Origin of the sequence: Stutzerimonas stutzeri (genome assembly GCF_002890915.1) — a bacterium.
GTDB lineage: Bacteria > Pseudomonadota > Gammaproteobacteria > Pseudomonadales > Pseudomonadaceae > Stutzerimonas > Stutzerimonas stutzeri_AF.
Window position 1 is genome coordinate 254907 of sequence record NZ_POUT01000008.1, and the last position, 18376, is coordinate 273282.

The 18376-nt window shown below is 65.6% G+C and carries 19 protein-coding genes and 2 pseudogenes; 8 read left to right on the forward strand and 13 right to left on the reverse strand.

Translation table 11 applies throughout. The features are described from left to right. Nucleotide 1 precedes the first annotated feature (1 nt). The 5 genes from CXK94_RS15585 to CXK94_RS15605 form a co-directional block, all read right to left on the reverse strand. Nucleotides 2–1159 (reverse strand): sulfotransferase family protein, encoded by a 1158-nt coding sequence (locus CXK94_RS15585; RefSeq protein ID WP_219726494.1) that lies wholly within the window; start codon nucleotides 1157–1159, stop codon nucleotides 2–4. After that, nucleotides 1156–1875, reverse strand: a complete 720-nt coding sequence (locus CXK94_RS15590) for a hypothetical protein (protein WP_102895022.1) — start codon at nucleotides 1873–1875, stop codon at nucleotides 1156–1158. The genes CXK94_RS15585 and CXK94_RS15590 overlap by 4 nt, the downstream gene beginning before the upstream one ends. 69 nt (nucleotides 1876–1944) lie before the next feature. Next, nucleotides 1945–2277 carry a hypothetical protein gene (locus CXK94_RS15595; protein ID WP_102895023.1) on the reverse strand — a complete coding sequence of 111 codons (333 nt, stop codon included), beginning with the start codon at nucleotides 2275–2277 and terminating at the stop codon, nucleotides 1945–1947. A 5-nt stretch (nucleotides 2278–2282) separates the two neighbouring features. Next, on the reverse strand, nucleotides 2283–3617 hold the full coding sequence (locus CXK94_RS15600; protein ID WP_102895024.1) for an arylsulfotransferase family protein: 1335 nt from the start codon (nucleotides 3615–3617) through the stop codon (nucleotides 2283–2285). 987 nt (nucleotides 3618–4604) lie between these two features. Further along, on the reverse strand, nucleotides 4605–6605 hold the full coding sequence (locus CXK94_RS15605; RefSeq protein WP_102895025.1) for a peptidase U32 family protein: 2001 nt from the start codon (nucleotides 6603–6605) through the stop codon (nucleotides 4605–4607). 173 nt (nucleotides 6606–6778) lie between these two features. On the opposite strand from CXK94_RS15605, the gene CXK94_RS22450 reads away from it, so the two are divergent. Next, entirely contained in the window at nucleotides 6779–6934 is a 156-nt protein-coding gene (locus CXK94_RS22450; RefSeq protein ID WP_164838477.1) for a hypothetical protein, read from the forward strand. A gap of 40 nt (nucleotides 6935–6974) precedes the next feature. Here the strand turns inward: CXK94_RS22450 and CXK94_RS15610 are convergent, their stop codons facing one another. Together CXK94_RS15610 and CXK94_RS15615 are read right to left on the reverse strand one after the other, a co-directional pair. Next, nucleotides 6975–7376, reverse strand: a complete 402-nt coding sequence (locus tag CXK94_RS15610; protein ID WP_102895040.1) for a hypothetical protein — start codon at nucleotides 7374–7376, stop codon at nucleotides 6975–6977. A 231-nt stretch (nucleotides 7377–7607) separates the two neighbouring features. Next, entirely contained in the window at nucleotides 7608–8051 is a 444-nt protein-coding gene (locus tag CXK94_RS15615) for a DUF2846 domain-containing protein (protein WP_051497191.1), read from the reverse strand. 194 nt (nucleotides 8052–8245) lie between these two features. Here CXK94_RS15615 and CXK94_RS15620 point away from each other — a divergent pair, with 194 nt between their 5' ends. Continuing rightward, nucleotides 8246–9097, forward strand: coding sequence for a CAP domain-containing protein (locus CXK94_RS15620; RefSeq protein WP_102895026.1), 852 nt, complete (start codon nucleotides 8246–8248; stop codon nucleotides 9095–9097). A 41-nt stretch (nucleotides 9098–9138) separates the two neighbouring features. Here CXK94_RS15620 and CXK94_RS15625 read toward each other — a convergent pair whose 3' ends face one another. Continuing rightward, nucleotides 9139–9606: a hypothetical protein gene (locus tag CXK94_RS15625; RefSeq protein ID WP_102895027.1), complete on the reverse strand. Its 468-nt coding sequence runs from the start codon at nucleotides 9604–9606 to the stop codon at nucleotides 9139–9141. Between the two features lie 247 nt (nucleotides 9607–9853). On the opposite strand from CXK94_RS15625, the gene CXK94_RS15630 reads away from it, so the two are divergent. Together CXK94_RS15630 and CXK94_RS22685 are read left to right on the forward strand one after the other, a co-directional pair. Next, entirely contained in the window at nucleotides 9854–10279 is a 426-nt protein-coding gene (locus CXK94_RS15630; RefSeq protein WP_037044129.1) for a transcriptional regulator, read from the forward strand. A gap of 202 nt (nucleotides 10280–10481) precedes the next feature. Then, entirely contained in the window at nucleotides 10482–10613 is a 132-nt protein-coding gene (locus tag CXK94_RS22685; RefSeq protein ID WP_256046282.1) for a hypothetical protein, read from the forward strand. 8 nt (nucleotides 10614–10621) lie between these two features. Here the strand turns inward: CXK94_RS22685 and CXK94_RS15635 are convergent, their stop codons facing one another. Together CXK94_RS15635 and CXK94_RS15640 are read right to left on the reverse strand one after the other, a co-directional pair. Beyond that, nucleotides 10622–11200 (reverse strand): hypothetical protein, encoded by a 579-nt coding sequence (locus CXK94_RS15635; protein ID WP_102895028.1) that lies wholly within the window; start codon nucleotides 11198–11200, stop codon nucleotides 10622–10624. 13 nt (nucleotides 11201–11213) lie between these two features. After that, nucleotides 11214–11819 carry a hypothetical protein gene (locus CXK94_RS15640; protein ID WP_037044133.1) on the reverse strand — a complete coding sequence of 202 codons (606 nt, stop codon included), beginning with the start codon at nucleotides 11817–11819 and terminating at the stop codon, nucleotides 11214–11216. Nucleotides 11820–12103: 284 nt separating this feature from the next. On the opposite strand from CXK94_RS15640, the gene CXK94_RS15645 reads away from it, so the two are divergent. Then, the gene (locus CXK94_RS15645; protein WP_037044135.1) at nucleotides 12104–12352 is read left to right on the forward strand and encodes a zinc ribbon domain-containing protein; all 249 of its coding nucleotides are present in this window, start codon (nucleotides 12104–12106) and stop codon (nucleotides 12350–12352) included. 416 nt (nucleotides 12353–12768) lie between these two features. Continuing rightward, a pseudogene (gene katG / locus CXK94_RS15650) lies at nucleotides 12769–14983 on the forward strand (catalase/peroxidase HPI). A 122-nt stretch (nucleotides 14984–15105) separates the two neighbouring features. On the opposite strand, the gene CXK94_RS15655 reads toward katG, so the two are convergent. Then, nucleotides 15106–16164 (reverse strand): SDR family oxidoreductase, encoded by a 1059-nt coding sequence (locus CXK94_RS15655; RefSeq protein WP_102895029.1) that lies wholly within the window; start codon nucleotides 16162–16164, stop codon nucleotides 15106–15108. Nucleotides 16165–16251: 87 nt separating this feature from the next. Between CXK94_RS15655 and CXK94_RS15660 the strand changes: the two genes are divergently transcribed. Next, nucleotides 16252–16635 carry a winged helix-turn-helix transcriptional regulator gene (locus CXK94_RS15660; RefSeq protein WP_037044147.1) on the forward strand — a complete coding sequence of 128 codons (384 nt, stop codon included), beginning with the start codon at nucleotides 16252–16254 and terminating at the stop codon, nucleotides 16633–16635. A 90-nt stretch (nucleotides 16636–16725) separates the two neighbouring features. Continuing rightward, nucleotides 16726–17469 carry a class I SAM-dependent DNA methyltransferase gene (locus CXK94_RS15665; protein ID WP_037044137.1) on the forward strand — a complete coding sequence of 248 codons (744 nt, stop codon included), beginning with the start codon at nucleotides 16726–16728 and terminating at the stop codon, nucleotides 17467–17469. Between the two features lie 24 nt (nucleotides 17470–17493). Here CXK94_RS15665 and CXK94_RS15670 read toward each other — a convergent pair whose 3' ends face one another. Beyond that, nucleotides 17494–18189 (reverse strand): GNAT family N-acetyltransferase, encoded by a 696-nt coding sequence (locus CXK94_RS15670; RefSeq protein ID WP_037044139.1) that lies wholly within the window; start codon nucleotides 18187–18189, stop codon nucleotides 17494–17496. Nucleotides 18190–18267: 78 nt separating this feature from the next. Beyond that, nucleotides 18268–18376, reverse strand: a pseudogene (locus CXK94_RS15675) (IS110 family transposase); the annotation flags it as partial.

The window sequence follows — 18376 nt, forward strand, 5'->3', positions numbered from 1 at the left end:
GTCAGGCCCTCGCAGGCTGGGTGTACATGGCGGGCGAGTAGCCGAAACGCGCCGCCACCGGCCGGGTGATCGTCTCGATCAGGGCCAGCTCGTCGTCGTTGAATTTCGGCCGGTAGTAGGTCGGCGCGTGCAGGCCGGCCGCTGCCCGTTCCAGTGCCGCCGGCTCCAGCTCCAGTTGGCTGTGGGCGAACACCTGTTGCACGGTCTCGCGCGGCTGGGCGCAGAGGTCTTCATAACGCACCAGCAGGCTGGCTTCGCGCAGCAGCGGGTCGGCGTCCAGGGTGTCCGCCAGGTAGCGATAGATATGCGCCCAGTAATGCGCCCAACCCTCCACCTCGTGGCCGGCGCGCCACAGCTCGGCGATCCGGGCGATCATGGCATCGTCGCCGACGTTGATCGGACGGCGGTCCAGGCCGAATTCGTAATGCCCGACCCGGCGCATGTGTTCCAGCGCGCGCGGCTCGGCGCGTTCGCCGGCGACGAAGAGCCGCTGCTGCTTGATCAGCGAGGCGATGTGCCAGACCGGGTCGCGGATCGCCAGGACGAAGCGCGCATCCGGATACAGGCGCTGCAGGTAGCCCAGGCGCACCAGGTTGTAGTTGCCCTTGGCCACGTAGCGCTGGCGTTGGCGCACCGCGAGCAGCTTGCGCAGGTGCTCGTCGTAGAAGCGTTCGAACGCGGGGTGGCTGTCATCGCGGCCGAGCACCGAGCTGCGGCCGGGGTCATGGGTGTCGGGGAAGAACGACATCCACAGCACTTCCTCGAAGGCCTCCGGGCTTTGCGAGGTGATCAGGATGCCGTCCTTGTGCGCGCGCTCCTGGCCGCTTTCCTCGGCCTTGGGCACCAGCGCCAGCCAGCGATTCCACCAGTAGGGTGTCAGCACCGGCGGGAAGTCCACGTAGCGGTGGCTGACCACCTCCGGGTGCGCTGCGAGCTGTTCCAGCAGGATGGTGGTGCCCGAGCGGGCCAGGCCGGCGACGTACACCGGGCGCTCCACGCGCAGGTCGCCGATGGCATCCTCCACCAGCCTGGTTTCCAGGTTGCCGAGCCTGATCCAGGTCGCCGGGCTGCGGTGCATCCAGCTGCCCAAGAGGTGCATCCAGGTCGGTACGCGGAAACCCGGGTCGGCGGCGCCCTGCGCCTTGCTCGCGCCGCTCATTGGATGCGCGCCCAGCGATAGGTGAGCAGCGAGACCAGCATCATGCAGGGCAGCAGTAGGGCCAGCCAGGTGCGCATCCAGGGCGGGCCGAACGGGAGATAGGAGCGCTCCGGCAGGCCGATCTCGACCCGCTGCACCGGTTTGTCGTCGGGCAGGTAGCCCAGCGGATTGGCGATCAGCCAGTGCCACCAGCGGCGCTGTTCGATCACCGGCACCGGCACGGTGACGGCGATGTCCAGCGCATCCTCGTCCTCGGGCGAGCCGATGCGCACGAAGGGGATGCCGCCGTCGACGATCCATTCGGCGAAGGAGGTTTCCGGTACCACACGCACATGGGGCGGCTCGCTGTCGTCGGGGTAGTCGTGGCTGTAGTGCTGGTCGAGCCACGCCAGCAGGGCGATCAGCGGCAGCATCGACACCAGCGTCGGCAGGATGACCAGCCCCAGGTGCCTGAAGGCGGCGGCGAACTGGCCGCGGATCAGCGGCCCGGCATCGCTCATCTCACCGTCGAATGCGTTCAGCCGGCGGCGCGCCTCGCGGGCCTCGCGCTTGGCTCGGCCGATGGCCGTCTGCGGCGACAGCAGGCGATAGAGCAACAGCGTGCCGGCACCGGCGAACATGGCCCAAAACACCAGGCGCAAGGCCGGCGGCAAGAGCAGGGCCATGCCGTTGTCGAGGGCGGCGAACAGCGGCGCGGGCAGGTCCAGTAGTCCCATGGAAGCCTCGAGGATGCGCGGCTCGACCGGGCAGGCCGGCCGAGGGATGGATGGTGTCAGGCCGCTTGCTTATGGCCGGACCGAATCGCTGTCCTTGGCGCGCTCGGCCGGCGCACCCGGTGTGCCGGCGGCATCGGTTGGCACCTGCCGGGCCTGGACCACCGGCGAGTCGGCACGGGCGGCCGCAGCGCTGCGCTCGGCCTTGCGCTGGCGGCGCATGCGGCGGATCGGCCACATCACCACGTAGAACACCGCGACGCCCACCGCTGCGACCAGCCCCCAGAGCGCGGCCAGCAGCCCGAGCCCGGCGCCCGGGCCGACGTAGGCATGGGCGGCGAGTGGCAGGCTGGCGCCAAGGGCGAGGAGGAGGAAACGGGCGTGTCGCTTGGAATCGGGGCGCATGACATTCACCTTTCGTTGTCGATCAGGTTGCGGAATTCCGTGTCGAGTGCTCCGTAGGGGATACGTTGTCCGGACGAGACGATGGGGATGTAGCGATCGTCTTCACCGCCGCGAACGGGATTGATGAATTCCCAGGCAATCTCACCGCTGGGCGTTACTTCGAAGAGCCGGCCTCCATCGGATTCGGTGATGATCCGATTGCCGTTGGGCAATGTTTCGGCTGAGCTGCGGACATAGCTTTCGAAGGGGTGCTCATCGGTTCCTTCGTAGCTCCAGACAACCTCATGGTTGCGAGGGTTCACTTCCAGCACCCGGGAAATGTTGCGCTCCCGATAGTTGGCAGCGTTGTCGAACAGGCTGAGGTTGCCGTTGGGCAGCACCCGCGCGTCGTGCTGGACCAGCCATGGCCCGCGGGTCGCCCAGGTCAGGGCGCCGGATTGCGGGTCGACCAGGGCGAGGGTGCCGATGTTGCGAAACGAGACCAGTACCTGCCCCGGATTGCCCCGCGCCGGGGCGAAGGCGGCGCTGCGCGCCTCGTCCAGGTATTCCACGCTGTTGGCGTGCAGCGGGTCGGCGGTGGCGTAGCTCGGCGTCTGGTAGAGCGGCTCGGCGTAGCGCGAATCGAGGAGTGCGCGGGCCAGCGACACCTTGCTCAGCTCGGTGCCGGTCTCGCCGTCGAGCACCACCAGGAAGTCGTCCAGCCAGGGCCGCTCCAGGGCGTGCAGGCCGGGGATGTCCTCCTCGCTGAAACCGTGGGTGAGGGTGACGATGCGCCCGTCCGGAGTGACGACCAGGTCGTGGTGGGCCGCCCCGTGATAGGCCCAGACCAGCTTCGAGTCGCGGTCGATACGGATCAGCCCGTAGCCCCAGGGGGTGTCGTTGTCGGCGGTGATCACCACCAGCAGGTCGCCGTTGGGCAGCAGCCGGACTTTGTCCCAGTAGATGCGATCCTGCGGGCGTGGCGCGCGGCCTTCCGGATTCTTGTCCCAGATGTCGCGGTAGGGCAGCTCCCAGCGATGCACGATCTTGCCGTCCAGGTCGATCAGGTTGGCGTAGCTGCCGTCGCCGGAGGTGTAGAGGGTCAGTCCCGGATAGGCCAGCTCGGTGTTGTTCACGGTCACGCCGCGATCGTCCCGGCGCGCCTCGCGCCACAGGTGCGTCTCGGTATGCAGGTTGGTGGCCGACAGCTGGCCGAAGGTTGCCTGCGCCGCCTTGTAGGCGTCGTTGAAGTAGCTATAGGGGAACGATTTGGAAAGCACCACGAAGGCGCCGCCGACGAAGGCGAGGAAAACCATTGCTGCGCAGAAAAGGGCAAAACCGGCGCGATCCGCCTTGTCCATCCGACCTCCTGATGCTGTTCGAGCGGGCACGCGGCTGCGTTGGCCTGCCGTCGCCGTTGCGTTGGAAAGCAAGAGGTGGGACCCCTGTTTGGCCCGTGGCGTTCGCTGAGAGTCAGGGTGGCAGGTGCGAATCGGTATCAGGATGCTGCGGATGATCGCTGAGGCTTAGCCTCGCCCCGAGGTCGGGCAATCCACGAAAGCGGCAGAGCCCACACCGGACCGGTGGGAGGCGCGCCCTCGCGGCGACTGCAGGCCGCAAGGCCTGCCCTAAAAGCTCAAGAGCCTCGCCCCGAGGTCGGGCCTCCCACGAAAGCGGCAGAGCCCATGTCGGACCGGTGGGAGGCGCGCCCTCGCGGCGACTGCAGGCCGCAGGCCTGCCCGAAGCCCAAGAGCCTCGCCCCGGGGGCGGGCCTCCCACGAAAGCGGCAGAGCCCATGTCGGACCGGTGGGAGGCGCGCCCTCGCGGCGATGCAGGCCGCAGGCCTGCCCGAAGCCCAAGAGCCTCGCCCCGAGGTCGGGCCTCCCACGAAAGCGGCAGAGCCCACGCCGGACCGGTGGGAGGCGCGACCTCGCGGCGACTGCAGGCCGCAAGGCCTGCCCGAAGCCCAAGAGCCTCGCCCCGAGGTCGGGCCTCCCACGAAAGCGGCAGAGCCCACGCCGGACCGGTGGGAGGCGCGCCCTCGCGGCGACTGCAGGCCGCAAGGCCTGCCCGAAGCCCAAGAGCCTCGCCCCGAGGTCGGGCCTCCCACGAAAGCGGCAGAGCCCATGTCGGACCGGTGGGAGGCGCGCCCTCGCGGCGATGCAGGCCGCAAGGCCTGCCCTAAAAGCCCAGAGCCTCGCCCCGAGGTCGGGCCTCCCACGAAAGCGGCAGAGCCCACGCCGGACCGGTGGGAGGCGCGACCTCGCGGCGACTGCAGGCCGCAGGCCTGCTCAGGGCCTCCCACGAGAGCAGCGAGCACTCGCCCCGCCACGATGCAGGTCGTGAGCCTAACCCTGCGGTCTGTTGCGAATGGTCTTGAGCAGATCGTCCGGCGTGATGTGCCCGACCACGCTGGCGGTGCTGCCGGGTTGCGGCAGGCCGAGGATGTTGCCCTTGATCTTGCCGATCACATGCATCTCGCAGGGCTTGCAGTCGAACTTCAGGGTCAGCACCTCGTCGCCGTGCACCAGTTGCATCGGCGCGACCTTGGTGCGCACGCCGGTGACGCCCTTGGCCTGTTTGGGGCAGAGGTTGAAGGAGAAGCGCAGGCAGTGCTTGGTGATCATCACCGGCACCTCGCCGGTTTCCTCGTGGGCCTCGTAGGCCGCGTCGATCAGTTGCACGCCGTAGCGGTGGTAGAAGGTCCGCGCCTTTTCGTTGTAGACGTTGGCGAGAAACGACAGGTGCGCTTCCGGGTAGACCGGCGGCGGCACGCTGACCGGCTTGCGTGCGCCGCGCGGGCGCATGGCTTCGCGGGCAGTGCTGAGCGCCTCGATGGCTTCGCGGCGCAGCGCCTTGAGCTGCGAGTTGGGAATGAAGAACGCCTGAGGCGCGTCGATCTCCAGCTCTTCGGAGTGGTAGATCGTGGTGCCCAGTTGGCCGAGCAGATCGGTGATCTGCGCCAGCGCCTGCTCGGGCTTCTTCGCCTCGCCGAACGGGCCGGCCAGGGAAACCGTGGCCTGGGCGCCTTCCTCGCTAGTGACGTTCAGGACCAGTTCGTCCTCGCGCAGCCGCGCGGCCCAGCGCAGGCCGACGCGGCGCTCGGCGGAGGGCTTGAGCAGCGCCTGCTGCCAGTTGTGGTCGAGGTTGCGGTTGAGCGGGTGGTTCGGCCGCAGCTGGCGCAGCGCCGCCGGCATCTCGTTGGGTTCGACGCGGTACTGCCACTGCGCCTGGCCGTCCACCTCGAACTGGCCGAGCGGCTCGACCACGCTGGCGCGAAAGCCCACCACCTCGCGCTTGACCAGTACGTTGAGGCCGTCGCCGTTGGACAGCGGCTCGTGGGTCTGGACGACGAAATTCTGCTTGCCGACCTTGAGCACCTCACCCACCGGCAGGCCGGTGAAGGTCGGCGAGTCGAAGGCGCCGATGTCGATCTTGCGCTCGCTGACGAAGTAGTCGGTGCTGCCGCGATGGAAGGTCTTGTCCGGGTCGGGGACGAAGAAGTGCTCGGTGCGGCCGCTGGAGGCGCGGGCCAGGTCGGGACGTTCCGCGAGGATGGCGTCCAGGCGCTGGCGGTAGTAGGCGGTGATGTTCTTCACGTAGCTCACATCCTTGTAGCGCCCCTCGATCTTGAACGAGCGCACGCCGGCCTCGACCAGAGCACGCAGGTTGGCGCTCTGGTTGTTGTCCTTCATCGACAGCAGGTGCTTCTCGAAGGCGACCACGCGGCCCTGGTCGTCCTTCAGGGTGTAGGGCAGGCGGCAGGCCTGCGAGCAGTCGCCGCGGTTGGCGCTGCGCCCGGTCTGCGCGTGGGAGATGTTGCACTGCCCGGAGAACGCCACGCACAGCGCGCCATGGATGAAGAATTCCAGGGTCGAGTCCACCTGTTCGTGGATCGCGCGGATTTCGGCCAGGTTCAGCTCGCGGGCCAGGACCAGCTGGGAGAAGCCCGCGCGGTCGAGGAACTTCGCCCGCTCCAGGGTGCGGATGTCGGTCTGGGTGCTGGCATGGATCTCGATAGGCGGAATGTCCAGTTCCATGATGCCCATGTCCTGCACGATCAGCGCGTCGACGCCGATCTCATGCAACTGGTGGATCAGCCTGCGCGCCGCTTCCAGCTCGTCGTCGTGCAGGATGGTGTTGAGCGTGACGAACACCCGCACCTGGAACAGGTGGGCGAATTCCACCAGTCCGGCGATATCCGCCACGCTGTTCTCGGCGTTGTGCCGCGCGCCGAAGCTGGGCCCGCCGATGTACACGGCGTCGGCGCCATGCAGGATGGCTTCCCGGGCGATGGCGACGTCCCGCGCGGGGCTCAGCAGTTCCAGGTGGTGTTTGGGTAGCGACATGGGGCGGCTCGTGGCGGTGCGGACAAGGCCGACCATTCTAGCGGCTTGGCGCGGTTTTGGAGCGTTCGGCGATGTGCGGGTCATACGTCGCCAGCTACCACCGGAGGCTGAACGACCTCCCAGGGGCAGCCTCCAAATTGAAGCGCACACGCAGGCTTTGTCTGGGGGCATCCATGAAACAGAATCCGCGCAAGCAAGGCGAATCCGCGCTCGATGACGAACCGGACGTCACCATGAACGACGGTGGCGAGCGGGAGGCCGGCGAGGACCCGGACTTCGACGAGGCCGGCGAGGGCGTGCCCGACGCCCCGCGCGACGAAGACCGTTGAGCGGTGCGGCGATACCGCCGTTGCGGCCGGAAAATGATCGTCAGGCGTCGCGCAGCAGGTCGTGCGCATCGAGCAGGCGGTAGGCGATTTCCGGATGCTGCTCCAGCCCACGGCGGATGGCCGCGGGGATGGCCTGGCGCGTCTTGCGGCACAGGCCGGGCTGTTCGGCGAAATCGATGGCGATGCCGCGCATGCTGCGCACCTCGTTGTGGCTCGGGGCGATGCGCATGCGAATGCCCAGTTGCTCGAACATCCGCTGCTGCAGACGCTCCAGCTCCTGCAGGCTCTGCACGCCTTCCAGGCGCTCGAGCAGCCGGCGCTCTTCATGGCGGGTCAGCAGCAGGATGCGCGCATCGGCGCCGGGGATGCGCTGCAGGTCGTCGCGCCTGCAGTCGCAGGTGCCGGGCGGACAGGGCTGGCGGAGTGGCGACGGGCTGGTCATGGGTTCGATCATAGCCGCCTCATTGGTGAACGCACAGGCAGCTTCATCGCCATCGATTGGCGGCATATGAACTGCGTAAGGTGGTGTGCGCATGAACATCAGTTTTGTCGCGAGTGCGGAACCGATGCTTCATCGAGGGCCGTGCTACCGACCTGGAGGGCCGACAGCACGTTGGCGGGCAAGTTGCTCGTGTCGTGTTGGCGGACCGGGCAACTCGATCGCAATCGTTCTTCAGCGAGCCAGTTTGGTGCTCAGCACGCCCTTCTGACCTTCGCTTTCGGAAACCTCTTCCAGCTTCGCACCTCCCACGAAGAGGCCGAGCTTGATGGATTGCCGGACGTAGTGATTCTTGCCCGCTTCGGCATTCAGGCTGATGGCGTTGTCACTGAATTCCGATTCGGTCGCCAACGTATGCGAGCCCGGACTGACCAAACGATAGAAGTAGGTTTTGGTGGCTGTCTCACCGATCACTTCGTCATCGATCTTGAGCGTTTTCTTCAGCGCGGGGCCCATGGATGAGTCGCGGAAGATATACAGGCCGGCCTGATCCTGCGGCGGGGTCGGGAATGCCTTGAATGTCTGATCTTTGTCTGCGGGCTCCATTGGGACGGATGCACAACCGGCCAGCAGGGAAATACCGAGGACCGCTACGCACATCTTCACTTTCTTGAACATGAATGACTCTTCCTGAGTAGTTGGGTTCTAATTGGATGGCGTTGCGCCATCACTCGTGCCACCTTATCGAGCATCCGTAGGAAATCAAGTCACGATTCGAAGTGAACGAACCCCTCACGTTCGGGATGGCCGGTGGCTGGCGGTTTGTGCGGTCCTGCATGATCATGGGGCATTCATGTCGAAGAGACCTATCCATGCGCATTGGATCATCGGTTGTACGTTTCGCCTTGTCGTTTCTGGGGCTGCTGTTCGCGGGTGCCGTCGGTGCGGTGGAGGAGCCGCAACTGCTCGAATCGATCAATGCCTATCGCAGCGAAGTGCAGCGATGTGCCGGCCACGCCAGCGAAGAGTTGACGCCGCTGGCGGCCGATTCGCGGCTGGTTCTGCCGGTGCAGCAGATGGGCGACCTGCAGCAGGCCCTGGCGCGTGCCGGTTATTCGATGTTGACGGTCCAGGCCATCAGCCTGTCCGGCCCGCGGGACGCCGAGGCCGCGATGCAGGCATTGCGCGAGAGCTTCTGCCAGGTGCTGCTCGACCCGCAGTTCATCGATATCGGCGTCAGCCGCGAGGGCCGCGACTGGCGCATCGTGCTGGCGCGGCCGCTGCTCGACGGGCGCCTGGGCGACTGGCAGGCGGAAGGACGGAAACTGCTGGAGTTGATCAACGCGGCCCGCGGCCAGGCGCGTCAGTGCGGCGGACAAGCCTTCGCCGCCGCGCCGCCGCTGGGCTGGAACGCCACGCTGGGCACAGCGGCCGAAAGCCATAGCCGGGCCATGGCCAATGGCAACTTCTTCAGCCATCTCGGCAAGGATGGCCGCACCCCCGGCGATCGCGCCGAGCTGGCCGGTTACGCCGGCGGGCAGATCGGCGAGAACATCGCCGCCGCGTTGCCGGGCCCGCGCAAGGTGGTCGACGGCTGGCTGGCCAGCCCCGGCCATTGCGCCAACCTGATGAACCCACGCTTCGGCGAGCTGGGCGCGGCCTATGCGGTCGATCCGCAGAGCGATGCGGGCATCTACTGGACGGCCCTGTTCGGCGCGCCTTGAGTCGGGGTCGTGTAGCGGCGCGGCGCTCGGCTGGCGGGCCGTCAGCGCACGCTGGCGCGTAGATCGGCAAGAGCGTGTAGCAGGGCCTGGTCCGTCGTGCCGAGCAGTTGCATGGTGCCGTTGAGGGAGAGCCAGCATTCGTCCCGCCAGTGCAGCACGCGCAGTTGCTGCTCGCCAATGGTCGCCCGCCGGATATGCGGCTGCGAGCGCCTGTTGCTGAAATAGGGCAGCAGCCAGTGGCTGATCCAGTGCGCCAGGCGTTCGGCCAGCGGCAACTCGCTGTGGAACACCAGGCGGTGGGCGTTGCGTATGTCGATCCAGATCGTCGGGCGGGGCTGGTTGCCGAAGACGAAACCCTCGATCCGGCAATGAACATGCAGGGCGTCGAGGCTGTCGGCATAGCCGAGCAGCTGCGCCAGCGAGGCGCCATCCAGCAGCAGGAGGCCATCCGGCCGGTGCAGTATGGGTAGGCTGTGGCTTTCGAAAGCCACGTGATGAAGGGTAGGCATTCCTTTTCCTCTGGAGAGCCGACGCCGCCTGGCGTCGGGCCACGACCTCTGTTTCCACGGTTACCGCTGCGTCGTGACGACTCGCATCGCCGTGCGCCGGCATGAAGACGAAATGATCCGCGCGCGATCAAACCGGTTACCGACGGTCCTTCTCCGGCTTTTCGCGAGCGAATGAAAGCATGAATTCAATTATCGATTCAACCGAATGTTCAGCCTGGCGTGGGGCCGGAACTTAACGTCCGCCTCCATGAACGAAAAAATGGAATTCGCCGAACGCCTGCGCAGCGCCATGCTCGCTGCGGGCTATCCTGACCGTCCCGCCGTCCTGGAGCGGGAGTTCAATTCCCGCTACTGGGGACGATCCGTCACCTTCCAGGCGGTCTCGCGCTGGCTGAGTGGCAAGTCCATTCCCTCGCAGGACAAGCTCCAGGTCATCGCCCAGTGGTTGAAGGTCGAGCCCCAGGCCCTGCGCTTCGGCGAGCGTGCGCTGTCGGCGATCCGCGAGCAGCGGGCGCAGTGGGAAGATCCCAGCTTCTACCGCGAGCGCGAAGCCATCGACGCCTTCCTGGCCTTGCCGGCCGAGCAGCGCAAGGTCGTCCGCGATGTGATCAGGGCCTTCGCCAGGGCGGGCGACGGCTCCACCTCGGGCAAGGACGGCAAGAAGGCGCGTTGATGCGCAGCGCCATGACGGCATGCGAAGGCGCCGCCACCCACCCCCGTTTCTGGCGGAGCGGCGCTAGGGGTGATCGAAGGGCTTGCCTGCGGCCGCAGAGCATCGTAGGTTGCCTGCCGCTTCGGCGCGAAGGTTGCCTGTGTTCCACGTCTTCGCCCATACCCCACGGCTCGTACGGGCTCTGTATTTTCGAGGTGGATGCGTGAGAAAAAAGAAACCCGTGGACCCGGTGCGCCAGGCGCAGAAGAACCGCGCGCACCGGATCGGCTGGTTGATCGCCCTGGCGGGGATCATCTGTGGCTTCGTGCTGGTGTCGCTGAAGCCGACGTTGTAGGCCCGCTGCTAAATCAGCTTCTTCTGCGCCGCGGCTTCCAGGTTGCTCTTGGCCAGCTCGGTCAGGATTGCGTCGCCCGAGCCGTTGAAGGGCAGGGCGAATACCAGGAACAGGTGCATCCAGGTCGTCAGCGTTTCCTGTTTCTCTACCCGGCCCAGCTTCCTGCCTTCGCTGTCGCGGAACATCATGTCCATGATCAGCGTGTTGTCGAAGGTGCCGGGGACCAGGAAGAACGTCGCGCCGGTGATCACCGCCAGCCCGAGATTGCCGGTTTCCTGATTGCGCAGCGTCACGGTGACGTAGAGATCCGACGCTTCCTGCTCGGTGCTTACCCGGGCGAAGCGCCCGCTATCGACGAACTCTTTCTTGATCAGTTCTTCCAGCTTGGCGATGTTGGGGTTGCTCGCCGCTGGCGTGCCGTTCACCGAATATTCGGTTTGCACCTTGATGTAGGCCGTCGGTTTCGCCTGTGCCGAGTCAACGAGCGGCCACTGTCCGACTTCCGGCAACGACTTGTGCGAGTAGGTCATGCATCCCGGCAGGGTCAGGGAGGCGAGTACGGTGAAGAGGGCGATCAGCTTTTTCATGTTGGCGTCCTTGTCAGTGTGCGAGTTGCTGAGTGCCGTCTTTCAGCAGTTGTTCCACCAGTTGGGTGAGCTGCCGGGAGCCCGGGGCTGCGTTGAAATAGTCGGCGTCCCATAGGCCGGTGTTCTGGTCCAGCACCAGGGTCTTCTGCGAGAGCGCCAGTTGCTGGCCGGCGGCATCGGTAATCGCCAGCTCGGCGGCGAGATCGTATTTGTCCACGTAGATCGGGCCGTTCACCCAGATCCACATGGTCAGCGTCAGCAGTGCGCCCGGAAAGTAGCCGGGGTGCGGTGTGCGCTTGCCCTTGAGCGAGGTGAAGTTGAAGCGCAGCTCGACATCCTGCTCGTCCAGCTTGGCGGGAAAGCTGATCATGCGTTCGAAGTACTCGCCGCGCTCGATGTGCTTGGCGATCTGCGTCGTCAGCGCATTGCTGATGTTGCGGCGCTGGGTTTCATCGAGTTGCGCGTCGCTGACCTCGACATCCTTGAGCATCGCTCCGGCTGGGACGGAATGTTCGATGACGTCTGTAGGTAGGCCAATCGGGCCTGTGGGCGTGAACGAGACACAGCCGGTCAGTGCCAGGCTCAGTAGGCCGGCGGCCAGGTATTTGTAAGGGCTCATGGGACTTCCTTGATGTTCTACGGATAAGCGTTGGCTGCCGTGGACAGTTCGCAAGGCACTCTCTGGCGGAGCGCTTCTTTCGCCGTCCTTGGGCGTTGCGGATATTAGCGTCAAAACGCCATCATTCGTGCGGGGAATTTCAGTTTCTCGATACTGGTTCTCGTTGGGAGGCGCCGGTTGGGATAAGCCGGCGTATTTTTGCTCGTACAATCGCCTGGCATCGCGGGCAGCAGTGCCTAGCGGCCCCGTGAGCGTTATCCATAGCAACCCCGAGAGGAATGACCATGCCGACCTACGACTATCGCTGCGAAGCCAACGGTCAGGTTTATGAAGTTCGCCATGCCATGGCCCTGCGCCCAAAGACCTGGGGCGAATTGCGGGCCGCCGGCGCGCTGGCCGAGGACGCGACGATCCCGGACGATGCACCCGTGACCAAATTGATGAGCGCGGCCGGCGTGGTGAACAGCCGGGTATTGAGGAATCCCGAGGCGCCGGCCTGTGCGCGAAGTGGTTGTGCGGGGAACTGCCGTTGATTGGGCGGTTGGCGGTGTCCGGGAAGGCTGCCTGATTCACGACGCGACGTGGTTGGGAAGGCGTGTCGGTGGATAAGCCGCTACCCACCCTGCGTCATCACCTTTTCTCGGCCCCGCCGGTGCATCGCCGAGCGTAGGGTGAAAAACGGCGAAGCCTTTTCCACGCGCCACGCTTGCCGCACGGCAGGCGTTGATGATCGTCTATCGAGCCAATAGGGAAATTTCATGCCCGTCCCATTGTCCCTTCCCGGACGGCGGAAAGCCGTCTACACCGCATAATTCATGCGCTTGCCAGGAAACCGAGGGTTCTCGAAACAACCTGGGCCCATGTTCGGCTTTGCTCTTGGCTCCTATCACGGTGCTACGTTTTCTAGGCGGTACCTGACCGCGCGAACGAACCACGAGAGGAGCAGAACATGAACGCCGAGTCTGGAGAAAACGCCGGGAGCTGCCCATTCGGGCACGCCGGCGCGCCCCGCAAACATTCAAGCAATCGAGACTGGTGGCCCGAAGCGCTGAGTCTCACTTCACTCAACCAGCATTCGCCGCGCTCGAATCCCTACGGCGGCGATTTCGACTACGCCGCCGCGTTCGATTCGCTCGATCTCGATGCGGTGATCGCCGACCTGCATGCCGTGATGACGGACTCGCAAGACTGGTGGCCGGCGGATTTCGGCCATTATGGCGGGCTGTTCATCCGCATGGCCTGGCACAGCGCCGGGACCTACCGGATCACCGATGGCCGGGGCGGCGCCGGCGGCGGCCAGCAGCGCTTCGCGCCGCTCAACAGCTGGCCGGACAATGCCTCGCTGGACAAGGCCCGTCGCCTGCTGTGGCCGATCAAACAGAAATACGGGCGCAAGTTGTCCTGGGCCGACCTGTTCGTGCTGACCGGCAACGTGGCGCTGGAGTCCATGGGGTTCAAGACGTTCGGCTTCGGTGGCGGGCGCGCCGATACCTGGGAGCCGGAAGAACTGTTCTGGGGGCCCGAGGGCACCTGGCTGGGCGATGAGCGCTACAGCGGCGAACGGCAATTGCACCCGGGGTTGGGCGCCGTGCAGATGGGCCTGATCTACGTGAACCCGGAAGGCCCGAACGGCAAGCCGGACCCCAAGGCGGCGGCCATCGACATCCGCGAGACCTTCGCTCGCATGGCCATGGACGATTACGAAACCGTGGCGCTGGTCGCCGGCGGCCATACCTTCGGCAAGACCCACGGCGCGGGCGATCCCTCGCTGATGGGGCCGGAGCCGGAAGGCGCGGTCATCGAGGATCAGGGCCTGGGCTGGCGCAGCCGCTACAAGAGCGGCATCGGCGCCGACGCCATCACTTCGGGCCTCGAAGTGGTCTGGAGCCAGACTCCGACGAAATGGTCCAACTACTTCTTCGAAAACCTGTTCAACTTCGAGTGGGAGCTGACCAAGAGCCCCGCCGGCGCCTACCAGTGGGAGGCCAAGGACGCCCCGGAGGTCATTCCCGACCCCTTCGACCCCAGCAAGAAGCGCAAGCCGACCATGCTGACCACGGACCTGTCGCTGCGCTTCGACCCGGTTTACGAAAAGATCTCCCGGCACTTCCTGGAAAATCCGGCCGAATTCGCCGACGCCTTCGCCCGCGCCTGGTTCAAGCTGACCCACCGCGACATGGGCCCCATCGGCCGCTACCTCGGGCCGCTGGTGCCGAAGGAAACGCTGATCTGGCAGGACCCGATCCCCGAATGCGACCACCCGCTGATCGACGATGCCGACATCTCTGCGCTCAAGCAGAAGATGCTGGGCATGGGGTTCTCCGTGTCCGACCTGGTGTCGGTGGCCTGGGCCTCGGCATCCACCTACCGCGGCTCGGACAAGCGCGGCGGCGCCAACGGCGCGCGTATCCGCTTCGCACCGCAGAAGGATTGGGACGTCAACAACCCGGCCCTGCTGGCTCGTGTGCTGGAAAAGCTGGGCCAGATCCAGGCCGAATTCAACGCCTCGGCCACAGGCGGCAAGAAGGTGTCGATGGCCGACCTGATCGTGCTCGCCGGCTGTGCCGCGGTCGAGAAGGCTGCACAGGATGGCGGCGTCAACGTCACCGTGCGGGCGGATGGATGCCCTGGAGGAGTGGACCGACGTGCAGTCGTTCGAAGCCCTGCGCCCGGCCGCGGACGGTTTCCGCAACTACTACCACGAGTCGCATTTCATGGCGCCCGAGGAAGCGCTGGTCGACAAGGCGCACCTGTTGCGCCTCAGCGCGCCGGAAATGACCGTGCTGGTCGGCGGCATGCGGGTGCTGGGCACCAATGCGGACGGCGGCAAGGAGGGCGTCTTCACCCATCGCGTGGGCGTTCTGTCCAACGACTTCTTCGTCAACCTGCTGGACATGAAGAATGAGTGGGTCGCCACCGAGCACAAGAACCGCTTCCAGGGCCTCGATCGCAAGAGCCGCCAGCCGAACTGGACCGCCACCCGTGTGGACCTGATCTTCGGCTCGCAATCGGAGCTGCGTGCCCAGGCCGAGGTGTACGGCATGAGCGACGGCAACGAGAAGTTCGTCCGCGACTTCGTCAAAGCCTGGGACAAGGTGATGAACGCGGACCGACTCGATATCGGCAAGCCAGCTGACAATTTCAGCCAGAAGCTCTCGGCGTAAAGAATGCGGCGGCGCTCGTTGGGCGCCGCCGATGGTTTGCAACGGGCGACGCGTCCGCGCGGTTTGCCACCGTCAAGCAGGTGGTTATGCCGTGTCGGACGCCTCGCTGCCCATTCCGCCAACTATGGGATAAGCCGGCTTTTGCGCAATCTCGCAAAGACCTGGAAGAACGCCTCGTCGCTGGCCTGGTAATCCAGAAAGCCGAGCTTGCGGCTTTTCGACATATCCGTGACCACTTCGATCGGCCGCCCCAGGTCGGCATCGGTATGCCAGGGCGAGATCAGCCTGCTGATGTCCGCCTCGGCCAGACCAAAGCGCTGCGCCATTTCCGTCCAGATTGGTGCATCGTCAGCCATCTGCTGCTCCAGCGGCGCGGGCTCATCGAAGGCAGCCGCTTCGATGCCGAACCATTCGGCGATGCGTCCCCACATCCACTTCCAGCGAAATACGTCGCCGTTGACGATGTTGAAGGCCTGGTTGGCTGCCGCGGGTGTAGTGGTCGCCCAGCGCAAATGCCGGGCGAGCTGATCGGCGTCGGTCACATCGGTCAGGCTGTTCCACTGCACGGCCGAACCCGGGAAGCGGAAAGGCCGCCCGGTGAAGCGGCAGATGGAGGCGTATACCGCCAGGGTGGTGGCCATGTTCATCGCATTGCCAACCGCCACGCCGGTGACGGTATGCGGCCGGTGCACGCTCCAGGTGATGCCATCACGCGCTGCGGCGGCGAACAGCTCGTCTTCCTGGGCGTAGTAGAAGTTTTCGACGTCCAGCCGCCCTTGTTCCTCACGAAACGGCGTCTGCGGCAGCGTGCCTTTTCCGTAGGCTTCGAACGGGCCGAGGTAGTGCTTCAGGCCAGTCACCAGGGCGACGTGTCGTACGGTATCGGAAGCGCGAACGGCATCGAGCACGTTGCGGACCATCTGCGCGTTGACACGTATGTTCTCCGCCTCGCTGGCCTGACGCGCCCAGGTGGTGAGGAACAGGTGCGTGGGCGCAACAGTGCTCAGCGCCGACGTCAGTGCTGCCGGGTCCAGCAGATCCGCGCTGATCGGCGTTACGTCGCTGTCTGCGCCTGGTCGCCGCGCCAGTCCGGCGACCGACCAGCCTTCGCTCGCCAGCAGGCGGGAGAGGGCGCTGCCGACGATACCGCTCGAGCCGACCACCAGTGCTTGATTTGTCATGTTCTCAACCCCAAAAAGCAAAACAGGCCAGCACCTTATCGACTCGAAAATGCCGATCCAAGTCGGCACCAAATGGTGACCATCCCCATGCAACCCGGCTCTGACGAAGAACAATGGCGCGAAGATTGCGCACCGCGGCGTGTGCTCGAACTGTTCTCGACCAAGTGGACCAGCATGATCCTGCATACCCTCCACGCCCGGCATGACGGTATCGCTCGCAGCGGCGTGCTCCATCGCAGCTTGCCAGGCATCTCGAAGAAGATGCTGGTGCAGACCCTGCGTGAACTGGAGCAGAGCGGCCTGATCGAACGTCACACGCTCGCGTCGGTGCCGCCGGCCGTGAGCTACGCGCTGTCGCCGCTGGGCAGGCTGATGATCGAGCCGATCGAGCTGATCTACGACTGGGCACGGCAGCATTCGGACGCTCTGGACGACTTGCAACCGCGGCGCACTTCGCGCAGGCGCGGCTAGCGTCGGGTGCGTGCAGGGCGATTGCCGCGCGATTTTCCTGCGGCCCGGCTATGATGCGCGCCCCCAGCGCCTCGCTCAGCAGAGACCAGCATGCCCGGCACCGCCATCTATACCGACCTGTCGGGTTACTACGACCTCATGTGCGCCGATATCGACTACGGCGCCCAGAGCAGTGCCGTCCAGCGGCTGCAGCAGTTGTTCGGCAATGGTGGAAGACGGCACCTGGATCTCGCCTGCGGAACCGGGCCGCACGTGCGCCATTTCATCGATGCCGGCTACGACAGCAGCGGGCTGGACATCAACCAGCCAATGCTGGACCGGGCCACGCTGCGTTGCCCGAAGGCGCGCTTCTCGCTGCAGGACATGTGCAGCTTCAGCCTGGATCGACCGGTCGACCTGATCACCTGCTTCCTGTACTCGATCCATTACAGCGCCGGGCTCGAGCGGCTCGCCGCCTGTATCGCCCATGTGCACGCCGCGCTGGCCGACCAGGGGCTGTTCTGCTTCAACGCCGTGGACAAGCAGCGGATCGACAACCGCTCGTACGTGTCTCACACCGCCCACCATGCCGATGGCCTGTTCGGCTTCAGTTCCGGCTGGTACTACAGCGGTCAGGGCGAGCGGCAATTGCTGCGGTTGCGCATCGAGAAGACGCTGGCCGGAGCCAGTCAGGTCTGGCAGGACGAGCATCCGATGGTGGCGGTGAGCTTCGCTGAACTGATTGCGCTGCTGGAACCGTATTTCGAGGTGCATGTGCTCGAGCACGACTACCAGAAGATCGCTCCGTGGGACACGGCGTCCGGTAACGCCATCTTCGCCTGCGTGAAGCGCTGATCGGCGTGCACGCAGCTAGCGCGCTCAGTGCAACCGCTTGGCCGAGGTGCGCAGCCGGATCAGCTGATCGGCCTGTCGGGCCAGCTCGTCGAGCAGCAGGTCGCGCTGTTTCTCGGCTGCCTTCATGGCGCTCTGGCCGTGCTGCTTGACCAGGTAGCTGTAGATTTGCCGGACCTCCCTGGACTGGAAGATGGGCTGCAGATCCTGCACCGCCACCGCACCGTCTGAAGCCTGGCTCCGTGTATTCATCAGCACCTGCGGGCCGCGCGCTGCCAGCGGCATGAAGCCCTGCGCCTCGAAGTACCCGGTCTTGCCCGCCACGCACGCCACCTCCGCGTGGGGATAGCGCGACAGCATCCGTTCGACCATCGCCCGGCCGATGCCCTGCCGGCGCTGCTCCGCGCTCACGGCCAGGTAGACCAGGGCGCAGGCCTCGGGGTCGTCCACATACGGCAGGTAAAGCGCGAAGCCGAGCAGCGTCGCCGGATCTTCCGCATCCAGCGCCATGATCAACTCCGGTTTGCCGGGCTGCGCACCGTCCATGCTGTCTAGATAGCGATGCACCTCGAGCCCCACCACGTACTGGTACAGCGGGTACAGCAGGTTGCGCGGCGTGAGCGAGACGGCGCTGATGTCGCCGAGGTAGTCCACCACCATCTGCAGCAGCTGGCCTTTCAGCGCTTCCGGCGGCGGGGTTTCCAGATGGGCGAGGGTGAACATGGGGGGCTCCGGGGCGGTGCGGCAAAGGCGGCATTGTAAGGCCCAGGGGCAGGCAGGGGAGAGCAACCGTGTTCGGCGTCAAGCAATTTGCGTATGGAAGTGCGCTTTATCCCGGATCATGGCATTCAGAATCACCAGCAGCTTGCGCATGCAGGCCACGATGGCAACCTTGCTCTTCTTGCCAGCG